Origin of the sequence: Aliterella atlantica CENA595, from assembly GCF_000952155.1 — a bacterium.
Taxonomy (GTDB): Bacteria; Cyanobacteriota; Cyanobacteriia; order Cyanobacteriales; family Chroococcidiopsidaceae; genus Aliterella; species Aliterella atlantica.
In genome coordinates this window covers 44317-57343 of sequence record NZ_JYON01000024.1, presented here as the reverse complement: position 1 = coordinate 57343, position 13027 = coordinate 44317, and the positions used below count along the sequence as shown (strand labels likewise).

The window sequence follows — 13027 nt, the reverse complement described above, 5'->3', positions numbered from 1 at the left end:
AGTATTTATCAATGTTAGTTAACAAAAAATAAGTATGGTCAGTTCCGATCGGCAGTCTTTTAGTCTTGTTGAGATGACTTCTACAGTAGAATCACCTCCTCAGTTATTGCCTGTTACGCCTACTACTTTATATGCTCTGTTTGGTGCTACAGTCGATTTGCTTGTCGAACAGCAAATTCGCGCCCAGTTATGGCTCAAGTTACCGCCAGGACAAATTTGGCGCTCGGAAATTGAGCGCTACCATGTCACAGGGCTATGTGAGGGAGTATATGGTTTCCATGTAGGACAAAATTCCAAGTTAAGCGCTGCTGGCGAGCGATCGCTTAAACTACCCGTAAGTAGTAAGTTGCAGCGCGAGTATTTCTTATTAGTTTTATCGCCTAGCTTTAACATTCTTGTTTTGGCTCACCGCCGTCACCATCAACGCCAAAAAATTAGAACGGGAAGCGATCTAAGTGGCTCTTTAAGGGCAAATAAACCATCACGTGTAGAGAAAAAGGATAGTTTAATAAGTGTGTGTTCTTGGCAACCCCAAGTAGTTGAGCAAGTGTTAGAGGGGATACACCAAGAAATTATCGCTGTAACTACAAAAAATGCTGCAAAAAAAACTAATGCTAGCGCTCAAGCAATAACCCAATTGTTGGCAAATTGGGATGAGTTATTTGCGATCGCTCCATCGCCGCCATTAGAGCTAATTGAGTGCTTGTTTACTTACCAAATCCAACGCCAAGATCGATTGCTGCGTAGAGCAAGTGCTGGTGCTATAGCTAGATTGCAGCAGCGTAACCAAGAACTAGGTAATAGTGTTGGGCAAAAGGATGAGTTACTAGGTAGCGCTTGTCAGGAAATGCGTACGCCTTTGACGAATATGAAAACGGCATTGAGTTTGCTTAATTCTCCTCACCTCAAGCCGCCCCAGCGATTGCGTTATTTACAAATGCTGCATACAGAATGCGATCGCCAAAATTCGGTTATTAATGGTTTACTAGAATTAGTGCAAATCAATCGCACGCCTAAGCACACTCCTTTGCAACCAGTACGCCTGAGCGAGATCGTGCCTGGGGTAGTAAGTACGTATCAGCCTTTGGCACAAGAAAAAGGGATTATGCTTGCTTATACAGTACCGGAGCAGTTACCTCCGGTATTGTGTTTAAACTCTTGGCTCAAGCAGATTGCGATTAATCTGCTGCACAACAGTATTAAGTTTACGCCTAACGGCGGACAAGTTTGGGTTAGAGCTAGGCAGATAAGCGATCGCGTGATGTTAGAATTTCGCGATACAGGTATGGGCATCGCCGAACGCGATATTCCCAAAGTATTTGACTTGTTTTACCACACGCGCCCGACTGCTGATGACAGTTATGGTGCTGGTTTGGGTTTGACAGTTGTCAAGGAGCTTTTGGAGCGCTGCGGTGGCTCTATTGCTGTGAAAAGTAAGCTAGGTGAAGGCTCAACTTTTACTGTAACGCTAGCGACTTCTCCAGTAACGCCGCAATCTGCTTCTAGTTAAATATCTAAACTACAGGATGGTTAATAGAGCCTAGACTATGGGCATAAAAATCGCTATGACTAACTTCCATCGGCAAGAATATAGTCAATATCTCTCCTTCATCAGGTCTTTGTCTGACAATAAGTTTGCCACCAATAGCTTGAAATAAATGTTTAGTTGCAGCTATGTTTAAACTGATGTTGCCAGTTTCAGGTTGAAAAATCAGCAGTTGTCCTAAAGATTTGACTGTAGGTGCAACTTTATCAGCCTGCGGCGTTGGTTCTTGCTTCGATTGGGATTGATAGAGCAGTTGCAATTTTAGTTGATTGCCAGCAGGAATGACATGAACTTTAATTTGGCTACCTGCTGCCAAGTTACGGGTAAAGTTCTCAATTAGGCTAGTCAAGATCCGATCTAACATATTTGGATCGCTAACTACAGTAGGCAAATGTTGGGGAACGACCACATCTAAAGTTAAATTACGTCGACTAGCTTGTTGTTGCCATCGAGGAATGCTTTGTTGCAATACTCGATCTAGAGACATTGCTGTGAGTTGAGCGATGGTATTTTTGACGCGCGGATTTGGGAGGAAACCTTCCGCATTAGATAGCGCGTTAACCGTTGCTTTTTCCACAATTTCGGCAGCGCGGAGCATTAATTCCATGCGCTCGATTTGCTCGGTACATTCGCGATCGATTGTTTCTAGGCGCTTTTTCACTTCTGGCGCTAAATCTTTGCGCTTCAATACCAAGCGTGTCAAGGTGCGAATAGTTGTCAGTGGCGTGCGGATCTCGTGAGCAAATGCTTGCAAAAGTTCGATATCGGGGCGCTGGGAGGCGTGGGGAGCAAGGGTAGGGCGATCGCTCTCTAGCGCTTCTGTTGGCTCTAAAGGCGCTTTACGTTGCCATACCCCCGATTGCGCGTGCTTGAGTAATAGGCGACTAAATTGGCTGACTGTGCGATAGTCTGGTGCTGTGGGGTGATATTTAGCAATCTCAGTATCTAACGCCGATGTGGAATGGGAGTTAAATAGCAGCAAACGCGATCGCAAAAGTTGCCATGCCTGCTCGATTATTTCTGGCTCAAATGAAAACTGGAAGGATAAATTACCCCGCTCGTCTGTACCTAAAACTAGGATGAGACTGAATTTATCTGTTAAAACTAGACAAAATTGTTCTTGCGCTAGTGGATCTTGACAAAGGAGGGGAAGTTGCTGCAGATTTGCTGTAGTTTGGGTGTGAGTTTGTACCGCAGGTGGTAGTTGTAGTTGCCTTTCTGCTTTTGTAAGCGTTTCTGGTACAAATACCCATGCTGACAAATTGGCAAGCAAGGCTTCGTGACTCCAAACTGGTGCTGGACTTGCCAGAACTATTCCTTGTGGCGGTAGTGTCGGCGATGTCGAGCAGTTAATATTTTGCAGTAGTAGTTCTTCTGTTGCTGCGATCGCGATCGACCATTCGCGCAATGCGATCGCCTCACTACTATTTTGCGTATCTGTTATTTGTACCTTATCAGGCGACAAGGCTAATAGTTCACTTAGTGTAGGCAATATCCATTTTTGCACGAGTATTTGCCCCTTTACCTGCTAGCAATTTTATCCAAGTTCGAGCCAACTTTACTGACTACCAGCCTATAAATATTAAGGCATTAGTGACAGTCGTAGAACCGAACCCATAAGTCGCGATTCCCGGTGTCGCACCTACTTCATCTCTCAGCAACCTACGTATTAATTGATACACAAAATTTGTATTTATAAGTAAATCTCTATCTATATAAATATGTTTAAGTCATTCTATTGATAGATAAATAGAAACATTCCACCTATAGATTGATGAAACTGATGTATAAAAAAGCGAGAACTATATTGTTAGCACGAAGAACTTGAATCTAGATTTGTGCCAACTTATGTGTTGAGTTGTTAAGAGTGGAGGAAAAATAATGGCTTTAGGTTTGAACAAACGTGCAGTAGGTGTATTTAACACTCGTCAAGAAGCAGAACGCGCACTGCACGAATTAAATGATTCTGGCTTCCCGATGAACAAAATTTCGGTTGTTGCCAAAGATGCAGACAGAGAAGATGATATAGCAGGCGTAGATGTCAGCGACAATGTAGGCAACAAAGCAGATGAAGGCGCTAGTGCTGGTGCTGTAACTGGCGGAATATTAGGTGGCGCTACAGGCTTGCTAGTTGGTTTGGGTGCTTTAGCTATTCCCGGAGTAGGTCCGATAGTTTTAGCTGGTGAAGTAGCGACAGCTTTGGCTACAACCTTAGCTGGTGGTGCAATTGGTGCAGCCGCAGGTGGTTTAATTGGCGCATTGATTGGTTTAGGTATTCCTGAAGAACGAGCTAGAGTGTATAACGATCGCGTTTCTAGAGGTCATTATTTAGTATTAGTAGATGGTAGCGAAGCAGAAATTGCTAGAGCAGAAGCAATTTTGACAGGTAGAGGAATTGAAGAATTTGGCATCTACGATATACCTGATAGTGCAAATACTGGTAGCTACACTGCTGATACTAATTATGTAGATCCCGCTGTTGATATGGATACAACGCGCACAGGTTATAGCAATACAGTTAGTAGCAACGATCCCAAAGTTGTAATTGTTGACCGTAGAGAAGAAGTCTAATTGCTTCTTAGCTATTAGCAGAAATTAGTATCTGCAATTTCATATCACGATCGATCTTTTGCAAATTGCAAATAGTGGGTAAAAATGAAAAAAATTATTCCTTTTCTAGTTGGTAGCTTCCTAGTAGTTGGTGCTGTAGGTTGCCAAGATACAGCTAAAACTAGCGCTGACTCCCCCAATACTACTACTGAAAATGTAGAAGCACCAGATGCTCAAACTGCCGAGCAAATCAAAAATGATGCAACTAGCGAAGTCCGTCGAGATCAGCTAAATTCAGATATTAGAGCCAGAGAGCAACGCAATAATGTTACTGGTGGCGATGCTGATAGAACTGACGGCGACTTGCAAAGTGAGGTTCGCAGTAAGTTAGAAGCCAATTTGCCAGCTAGTAAATTAAGCGTAGAAGCTGAAGATGGCGCTGTAACTGTAGCTGGTACTGTTCCTACTGAAGAACAGCTACAAAGAATTGAGCCTTTGGCAAAAGAAATTAAGGGAGTACAAAGTGTAAAGGTTGAGGCTAAAGTTGCACCTGCACAACCAGCTAGTTAAACAAATACTTAGATATTTATAAGTATCATCCTTTTCCGAGCCAAACAAACGTTTGCTCGGATTTGGCGTTTTTAAAGTTTTATCGTCAGGCGCATTCATCAAGTACTACTCAGGCTTTAATTTGCTTTGTTGCTGCTATCAAACGCTCGATATGAGTTGGTTGGTGAGTTGCTATTACTGAAAGTCTGATTCTACTTGTAGGTACTGTAGGAGGGCGAACTGCTGGAGCGAAGATACCAGCATCTTTAAGTTGGGTGCAAACTTGCAGCGCAGCTTTCGAGTCTTGAAGTTGGAAGCATAAAATAGAAGATTCTGAGGGTAATAATTCTAAGTTGGGTAGTTGCTGGGCGAATAATTGTTTGAGGTAATTGATGTTACGCCATAGTTGTTGATGGCGTTGCGGCTCGTGGCGAATAATGTTGACGGCTGCTAGTGCGGCGGCGGTATCGGCAGGAGAAAGGGCTGTAGTATAAATCCAAGTGGCTGCACGATTGCGGAGAAAGTCAATCAAAGGTTTTGTACCTGCAACGAAACCGCCTAAACTACCTAATGCTTTGCTTAAAGTACCGACTTGGATGAACTTATTCTTTATTTTGAAGTGTTCGGCGCACCCTGCACCTGTTGCGCCTAATACTCCGGTAGCATGAGCTTCGTCAATTAGCAGCATACAGTTGAATTGTTCGGCTAAGTCTACAAGTTCGGGTAAAGGGCATAAATCGCCGTCCATGCTAAAGACGCTATCGGTAATCATTAGGCAACGGCGAAAATTGTGGCGCTGTTGGCTTAGTAAAGTTTGCAGAATTTCTAGATTGCAGTGCGGGTAGTCGATGATTGTAGCACCGCTAAGAATTGCACCATTTTTGAGACAAGAGTGGTTGTAGGTATCAGATAAGATAAAATCGCGTTTGCCAACTATTGCGGCGATCGCACCCAAATTCGCTAAATACCCAGAACTAAATACTAGAGCATCTTCTGTTTGTTTGAGAGATGCGATCGCACATTCCAATTCTCTATGGATTTCTCGATGTCCGCTCAGTAGCCGCGAACCCGTACTACCAGTACCATATTCTTGAGTAGCAGATATAGCAGCTTGAATTAAGCGATCGTCTCCTGCAAGCCCTAGATAATCGTTACTAGCAAAATTAACAACTTCTTTGCCTTCTAACTGTACTACCGCTCCCGACTTGCTTTGAATTGCTTGCACCGAGCGATACCAATCGGCGCGGCGAATAGTATCTAAAGACGGTTGTATCCAATCGTAAGGCTCTTTTTCCATTACTTGAATTATTGGGGAGCTTCGATATTTTTGATTTTGGCATTTTTGCCCCGAACGGGGGGTAACTGTTCTACTAAACCCATTTCAAAAGCAATATCTGGTAACTGTCCTGCTATATACTTACCAGGCTCGAAAGCGCGTCCTAGAGTAAAACAGGTTTGTTTTAGCCGAACTACCTCTGTAGGCAAAAATCTTGCTCGATAAATTTTTTGCTCAGGTATCATAACTTTTCCTGCCACTCTACAGAATAAGGATAATAGCAAATAGAGACTGCAAACAAAGTGCGATCGCAATACGATAATTTATCATATAGATAGTATTACTTTGTTTCCTCACTCATGACTCAATCGAGTAGCAAACAACGGATTTCAATTACAGTTGATGCTAAATTGCTTCAAGATATTGACCAAATGACAGAAAATCGTTCTGCGGCTGTGGAAGAAGGATTGCGGTTGTGGCATCAACAGCAGATAGAAAATAAGCTACGCGCCTTCTATCAAAGCCAAAAACAACCAGATAGACAATTCGATCGAGACTGGGGAGAATTTGCTCAAACCCAAATGGAAGAGATATTAGACTCTGAAGGACTCTAAAAGTGGCAGACAATAGTTATCCCTGCCAAGGAGAAATCTATTTAATTCGCGCCCTAAAAACCCTGGGAGATACCAAAAAACGCCCCGCCGTTGTCGTTTCTATTAATGTCAGAAATCAGCTTTCTAGCAGTGTTTTGGTCGTTCCCTGTACCAGCGATGTAACCAGTGGAGAAACTCCAACGCGCATTTTGCTCGAAGCAGGAGAAGGCGGACTTTCAGTAGACTCTTTGGCTTTATGCGACAATATCTCAGCAATAGGCAAACTATATCTCGAACAAGGTCCCTATGGCGCAATTTCGCCGAAATCTTTGCAACGAATTAAACAAGGGATTCAAATTGCGATCGCTATATTTTAAGAAGCTACCAGTAAATGTGTAGCAGACGAGGCAGAAAAAGCATAATAGCAAATAGAGGGCGATCGCATCTATATAACTAAACTATGCCAATTATCGAGGCTGAAAACCTCAGCAAAGTCTATCCCATAGCTGTCAAAGAACCTGGACTGCAAGGGACAATTACCCACTTTTTCCGCCGCACTTACCGCGCTGTAGAGGCTGTAAAGCAAGTTTCATTTCAAATTCAACCTGGAGAAGTAGTCGGCTTTCTAGGGGCAAATGGAGCAGGGAAAACGACAACGTTGAAAATGCTTACAGGCTTAATTCATCCCTCTGCGGGGAAAGTAAGAGTAGCTGGGCATATCCCTTTTCAGCGCAAAGCTGAGTTTTTGCAGAAAATTACTTTAGTCATGGGGCAAAAACAGCAGCTAATTTGGGATTTACCCGCCTTAGACTCCTTAAAAATTAATGCTGCTATTTACGGTATCCCAGACAAAGAATACCGAATGCGGGTAGGCGAACTGACAGAAATGCTGTCGTTGCAAGGTAAACTCAATCAACCTGTACGCAAGTTATCGTTGGGCGAACGTATGAAAGCGGAGTTTTTAGCTGCATTATTGCACCGCCCTCAAGTCCTATTTTTAGACGAACCAACATTAGGGCTAGATGTTAACGCTCAAGTGGGAGTGCGGGATTTCTTGCGCGAATACAACGCTAAATATGGCGCGACAATACTTTTAACTAGCCACTATATGGCAGATATTACAGCTTTATGCGATCGCGTCTTAGTCATTCATCAAGGACAATTAGTGTACGACGGCGGCTTAGATGAACTGATTGATAATTTTGCTCCTTGTCGGGAAGTAAAAGTAGAACTGGCGCGGGCGCTACCTGAATCTAAACTATTACCCTACGGCGAAATCAAAGCTTTAGAAGGGCAATCAGTGCGTTTTTTAGTCGAACGCGACTTACTTACTCGGACTGTAGCAAGAATGTTAGCAGAATTAGAAGTAGTAGATTTAACAGTAACCGATCCGCCTGTAGAAGAAGTAATTGGGCGCGTCTTTAGTGCAGGCGGTGTTTTATGAATGCAGTTTTGAGAAAGGCTAGAGTTTTAGCTGTGGTTTACTACGCCTACATGATGGAGTATCGCGCCGAGCTATTTTTGTGGGCATTATCTGGTAGTTTGCCGTTAATTTTGATGGGAGTTTGGAATCAGGCGGCGCAAAGCGGACAATTTGGGCTAAGTCCGATAGATTTTACCCGCTACTTTCTCGCTGTATTTGTAATTAGGCAATTTACAGTCGTTTGGGTAATTTGGGAGTTTGAGAAGGAAGTAGTTGAAGGGAAACTCTCACCCCGATTATTACAACCAATAGATCCTGTATGGCATCATGTGGCAGGGCATTTTTCGGAAAGATTTGCCCGTTTGCCATTTGCTTTAATTTTAATCGCTATGTTTTTCCTTCTTTATCCGCAAGCTTTTTGGGTTCCAAGTTGGGGAAATTTGCTGCTTTTTGCTGTCGCAGCAATCTTAGCTTTTGCTCTAAGATTTATTATTCAGTACACTTTTGCTTTATTTGCTTTTTGGACTGAACGGGCTAGCGCGATTGAAAGCTTTTGGTTTTTGCTATATTTGTTTCTCTCTGGCTTAATTGCCCCTTTAGAGATGTTTCCCGAACGAGTAAGGGATGTTGTACTTTGGACACCATTTCCTTACCTAATTCATTTTCCCGCAGCACTATTGATCGGACTAACAGATGTAAATGTAGTCCAAGGTTTTTTGGTAATGATTGGTTGGGGGGGATTATTTTTTATTTGGAATCGCTGGCTGTGGCGTAGAGGACTGAAGCAATACTCAGGGATGGGAGCGTAGATTATTTTAGAGCGATCGCCGCACTTGGTCTAGAGTATTTGCTGTTATCACTTCCCGATAAATTGCTTTTAATCGTTCTAAATCGGAAATTTGCGATATTTCTGATAATAGTTCCAACCCTTTAGCCCCAAATTTTAGCTCTAAACTCGTCTCGATACTTAATAGTATTCCCTGCTGCAAGCCCTCTTGAATACCGCGTTGCATACCCTGCTGCAAGCCCTCTTGAATACCGCGTTGCATACCCTGCTGCAAGCCCTCTTGAATGCCCTGCTGCAAGCCCTCTTGAATACCTCTTTTTTCGCCTTCTTGCAAAATTTGTTGATACCAGGGTGATTCGCTAAGTATTGCCATATCCCACCTCATTATTTGTCGAATTAAAGCACTATCTAATACAAAGCTAGCAAAAAACGCCATGACTATTTCTAATTCGCTCAATTGGCGATCGCTACGTAAAATCTGCAATGCTCTTTGTACTACTGATTCTTCTGCACCACCTTTGAGTATAGGCACAAGCGGAATCAAGGGTGAGACTGGTTCTTGAAACGCAATCTCTACATCTACTTCCCATAAATTAATTACTTGGTAATCTTGACGTGCCTGCAAACCTGCAAATTCTGACTGATAGCAAGTTGGAATCTCGATATTGCCTTCTTTTAAAAGATTAATTAGTACCGGATAGGTAGGCAGGTTGTATTTCTCTTCTGCTAAAGCTGCATACGCCCGCATTCTTCTTGGCATATCGGGTTTGTAGCGCAACTGTAATTCATTAAGTACCAAAAATTCGCCGTATCGCGGACTTTGAGCGCGAACTAAAACATCACCCTCGCGGCTAATCCATTGGAACTGCGGATCTAAAATATTAGAGGCGACTACATCAGGAATTTGCGTTACCCATCTTACCCAATTGTTAGGAGCTAAACTGATTAGACGTTTAGTGCCAATGTCGGCTGATTTGGGCATGAAGTTAGGAGATTTAAAGAATAAGCTATTTTATTACTTTATTGCTCAAAAAGCGATCGCACTTGATTTTTGCCTGCTCTTTTGCGAAGATAACAGACCTTTTGTATGAGTTCATTGTTTGATAGCTAATTTAAGTTGCGATCAATTACTTTTGCAAATATGCTAATTTACTGTTGATACTTATTATCTGTATCAACCAAATCTTTACCAGTATTCTTGACTTTATTCCTCCATTTTTCGGGTGTCATCTTATATTGTTCGAGTAAATTCACTATTCTTATACCAGGGTTGGTACTACTGTACTTACCTCTTTTTTCCCAAGTTTCAGTTTTTGTCTATTCCAGTTTTTCTGCTACTTTTAATGCTTCACTGTATGTTAATGCATAAATAATATTGCTATTTGGATCGTTAACGTGCCAAACGAAGGTTAAAAGCAGATTTTTGAACCTCTCATACTTTTTATTTAAGCTAAATCTGCGTTCTGTAGCAGCTTTCATCTGTATAGGACAAGCCACAAATGATTGCAGTTCATTTTCTTTGTCTATATCTATATAGGCAATTAAATCTATTCCTCGATCGCGAATAGGTAAAGACACTTCTATTCCCGCTTTCAGCAACTCATTTACAAGCTTATTTCTACCCACAATTTCTACTGATTGCGGATCTAGTTGATAATTTTGCATATATTTGTAATTTCGATGCAGTCTGGTTAACAATTGTAGTATTCCCGTGTAGCGAGAAAAGTGCATTACCTTGTTATAAAAGCTAAACTCAAGTAAGCTACTACGTGAAATTTAGTGCATGAAACGATATTTGGATGTTTTGCGACTGTTGTGGAGTGCAGCGATCGCTGCGGAATTAGAATACCGCGTCAATTTTGTCTTGGCTACCCTTACTAGCTTGGGTAATCTTGCTGGTAGTTTGTTTGGCTTGTTTTTGTTCTACCGCACTGGCTATACTTTTGCTGGCTGGTCTTGGCAAGAAGCTTTAGTTGTACTGGGAATTTTTACTGTGTTGCAAGGCTTTTCTAGCACTTTCCTTGCTCCTAATTTAAATAGTATTGTTCAACTCGTTCAACAAGGTACTTTAGACTTTGTTTTGCTTAAACCTATTAGCAGTCAATTTTGGTTATCAGGTCATACTATTTCGCCTTGGGGAGTACCCGATCTGATCTTTGGAGGAATTTTGATCGTTTATGCGGGAGGGCAGTTAGGAATAACTGTAAGCGATTATTTACTTAGCGCTATTCCGCTTTTATTTGGACTCGCTAGTTTATATAGTTTATGGTTTATGCTAGGTGCAACTAGCATTTGGTTTGTGAAAATCTACAACGTTACAGAAGTTTTAAGAGGACTTTTAGAAGCTGGGCGCTATCCAATGGTTGCTTATCCTACTGCTTATCGTTTCTTCTTTACTTTTGTTGTGCCTGTGGCTTTTTTAACTACTGTTCCGGCTGAAGCTATGCTTGGGCGCGTACAATTAGGCTGGGTGATTGGTGCGGGAGTTTTGGCGATCGCACTTCTATTCATAGCCCGCTCTTTTTGGGGCTTTGCTTTGCGTTTCTACACCAGTGCTTCTAGTTAAAATAAGCCGATTATTTTAGCTCTATTTATTTTCAAAACTTGGCAAAATTAACTTTTAGTTCCTATCAAACCCCGCGCAACGGACAATTGTCCGCTGCGCTCCAACTACCTGCTTTTAACAAGCATTTAGTTAGACAAATACACTTACTATAATATGATGTTGTAATTACAAAGTCAAGCATTTTTAGATTAAAAATAAAATTTTTTGCAGCAATTACTAGCTAAAAATTTGGCAGTAGAAACGTTAAATTTGTTAATAGTAAAAATCTCAAAAAACACATTTATGCATATTCGTTCTGCTACGCCTGCTGATGTGCCAGCAATATTACCAATGGTTGCGTCTATATGTGCATTACATCAAGCATGGAATGAGGCAAAGTATGGATTTTTGCCCGCTCCTCAACAGCGTTATGAAAAGTGGTTGATATCTCAAGCAAATAATCGCCAAAGCGTATTTTTAGTAGCAGAAGATGAAAGCAAACCCAAACAACTAGCAGGCTTTCTGATTGCGACAGTAGAAAAAGAAATACCGATTTATCGCTTGAAGGAATTTGGTTTTATTCATGACCTGTGGGTAGAACCAGAATATCGCCATCAGGGAGTAGCGAGGAGAATGGTAAAGCTAAGTTGCGATCGCTTTCAAAAGCTAGGAGTAAAGCAAATTCGGCTAGACACAGCTAACGCCAACGAAGCAGCAAGAAAGTTATTTGCCTCTTGTGGCTTTCGCATCAGTACGATGGAAATGTTAATTGAGATAGATAAATAAAGAATTTACCCTCAGACAGACGATTGTTGCCTTACTTTTTCACCTCAATGGAAAGGAATTAGAGATAAAGAGGTCAATTGATGGAAACGAAACAACTGGGAAATACGAATGTCACAATTAGCGCCATCGGGTTAGGCGGAATGCCTATGTCGCTAAGTAGCAGACCCCCAGAAGCACAAGCGATAGAGGTGATTCATCGTGCCTTAGATTTGGGAGTAACGCTAATTGATACAGCAGATTCTTATTGCAAAGACGAGTCAGATAAGCACCACAACGAACGATTGATTGCCAAAGCATTACAGGAGTATCAAGGCGATCGCGATAAAATCGTTATTGCTACCAAAGGCGGCTTGATGCGTCCCAATGGAGATTGGACGCGCAATGGCAATCCCGACCATCTACGGGAGACAATTGCAGATAGCTTTGAAGCTTTGGGGGGCGAAAAACCAATTGATATTTGGCAGTATCACGCACCAGATCCTAATTACTCGATTGAGGAATCGCTAAAACCTGCTAAAGAAGCAGTGGAATCAGGATTAATTAGATTTGTAGGCGTTTCTAATTTCTCCGTCGAACAAATCAAACGCGCCCGCGATGTAGTCGATATTGTCTCAGTGCAAAATCAATACAACCCTTGGCATCGCCAGCCGGAAAAAGACGGCGTGTTAGAGTATTGCCAAAAAGAAAACTTAACTTTCTTGCCTTGGAGTCCTTTGGGTGGTAGCCGTCGAGTTAGCCGCCTAGAAGAGATAGACGCGATCGCATCTTTAGCCAAAACCAAGGGAGTATCGGTATATGCGATCGTCTTAGCGTTCTTAATGTCGAAATCACCTTGCATCGTCCCAATTCCTGGTGCTAGCAAAATTTCTAGCATTGAAGACTCGGTAAAATCTGTAGAAGTTAAGTTATCAAAAGAGGAAGTAGAGCAAATAGATCGAGAAACGGCAGCTTAAAATAACCTCTAGAGATAAG

Annotated in this window: 15 protein-coding genes; 10 read left to right on the top strand and 5 right to left on the bottom strand. The window is 42.0% G+C overall.

The features are described from left to right. The first annotated feature begins 34 nt into the window (after positions 1 to 34). On the top strand, positions 35 to 1510 hold the full coding sequence (locus UH38_RS18750) for an ATP-binding protein (protein WP_045056210.1): 1476 nt from the start codon (positions 35 to 37) through the stop codon (positions 1508 to 1510). 4 nt (positions 1511 to 1514) lie between these two features. On the opposite strand, the gene UH38_RS18745 is transcribed toward UH38_RS18750, so the two are convergent. Further along, positions 1515 to 3053 (bottom strand): sensor histidine kinase, encoded by a 1539-nt coding sequence (locus tag UH38_RS18745; protein WP_045056209.1) that lies wholly within the window; start codon positions 3051 to 3053, stop codon positions 1515 to 1517. 374 nt (positions 3054 to 3427) lie between these two features. Between UH38_RS18745 and UH38_RS18740 the strand changes: the two genes are divergently transcribed. Together UH38_RS18740 and UH38_RS18735 are read left to right on the top strand one after the other, a co-directional pair. Beyond that, positions 3428 to 4117, top strand: a complete 690-nt coding sequence (locus tag UH38_RS18740) for a general stress protein (RefSeq protein ID WP_045056208.1) — start codon at positions 3428 to 3430, stop codon at positions 4115 to 4117. 84 nt (positions 4118 to 4201) lie between these two features. After that, complete coding sequence (locus tag UH38_RS18735) at positions 4202 to 4666, top strand: BON domain-containing protein (protein WP_045056207.1); 465 nt, start codon at positions 4202 to 4204, stop codon at positions 4664 to 4666. 109 nt (positions 4667 to 4775) lie between these two features. On the opposite strand, the gene bioF is transcribed toward UH38_RS18735, so the two are convergent. Next, entirely contained in the window at positions 4776 to 5942 is a 1167-nt protein-coding gene (gene bioF, locus UH38_RS18730; protein ID WP_045056206.1) for an 8-amino-7-oxononanoate synthase, read from the bottom strand. 8 nt (positions 5943 to 5950) lie between these two features. Further along, entirely contained in the window at positions 5951 to 6166 is a 216-nt protein-coding gene (locus UH38_RS18725) for a hypothetical protein (RefSeq protein WP_045056205.1), read from the bottom strand. A gap of 114 nt (positions 6167 to 6280) precedes the next feature. Here UH38_RS18725 and UH38_RS18720 point away from each other — a divergent pair, with 114 nt between their 5' ends. From UH38_RS18720 to UH38_RS18705, 4 genes are all read left to right on the top strand, one after another. After that, the gene (locus tag UH38_RS18720; RefSeq protein ID WP_045056204.1) at positions 6281 to 6535 is read left to right on the top strand and encodes a ribbon-helix-helix domain-containing protein; all 255 of its coding nucleotides are present in this window, start codon (positions 6281 to 6283) and stop codon (positions 6533 to 6535) included. Between the two features lie 2 nt (positions 6536 to 6537). Beyond that, positions 6538 to 6891 carry a type II toxin-antitoxin system PemK/MazF family toxin gene (locus UH38_RS18715; protein WP_045056203.1) on the top strand — a complete coding sequence of 118 codons (354 nt, stop codon included), beginning with the start codon at positions 6538 to 6540 and terminating at the stop codon, positions 6889 to 6891. A gap of 83 nt (positions 6892 to 6974) precedes the next feature. Then, the gene (locus tag UH38_RS18710) at positions 6975 to 7958 is read left to right on the top strand and encodes an ABC transporter ATP-binding protein (protein ID WP_045056202.1); all 984 of its coding nucleotides are present in this window, start codon (positions 6975 to 6977) and stop codon (positions 7956 to 7958) included. Continuing rightward, positions 7955 to 8746: an ABC transporter permease gene (locus UH38_RS18705; RefSeq protein WP_045056201.1), complete on the top strand. Its 792-nt coding sequence runs from the start codon at positions 7955 to 7957 to the stop codon at positions 8744 to 8746. The genes UH38_RS18710 and UH38_RS18705 overlap by 4 nt, the downstream gene beginning before the upstream one ends. A 6-nt stretch (positions 8747 to 8752) precedes the next feature. Here UH38_RS18705 and UH38_RS18700 read toward each other — a convergent pair whose 3' ends face one another. Together UH38_RS18700 and UH38_RS18695 are read right to left on the bottom strand one after the other, a co-directional pair. After that, positions 8753 to 9706, bottom strand: coding sequence for an RpnC/YadD family protein (locus tag UH38_RS18700; RefSeq protein ID WP_045056200.1), 954 nt, complete (start codon positions 9704 to 9706; stop codon positions 8753 to 8755). Positions 9707 to 10041: 335 nt separating this feature from the next. Further along, positions 10042 to 10389, bottom strand: a complete 348-nt coding sequence (locus tag UH38_RS18695; protein WP_045056199.1) for a hypothetical protein — start codon at positions 10387 to 10389, stop codon at positions 10042 to 10044. Positions 10390 to 10507: 118 nt separating this feature from the next. Between UH38_RS18695 and UH38_RS18690 the strand changes: the two genes are divergently transcribed. From UH38_RS18690 to UH38_RS18680, 3 genes are all read left to right on the top strand, one after another. Then, positions 10508 to 11290, top strand: a complete 783-nt coding sequence (locus UH38_RS18690; RefSeq protein ID WP_045056198.1) for an ABC transporter permease — start codon at positions 10508 to 10510, stop codon at positions 11288 to 11290. 282 nt (positions 11291 to 11572) lie between these two features. After that, positions 11573 to 12055 (top strand): GNAT family N-acetyltransferase, encoded by a 483-nt coding sequence (locus UH38_RS18685; RefSeq protein WP_045056238.1) that lies wholly within the window; start codon positions 11573 to 11575, stop codon positions 12053 to 12055. Positions 12056 to 12135: 80 nt separating this feature from the next. After that, positions 12136 to 13008, top strand: a complete 873-nt coding sequence (locus UH38_RS18680; protein ID WP_045056197.1) for an aldo/keto reductase — start codon at positions 12136 to 12138, stop codon at positions 13006 to 13008. Positions 13009 to 13027 lie beyond the last annotated feature (19 nt).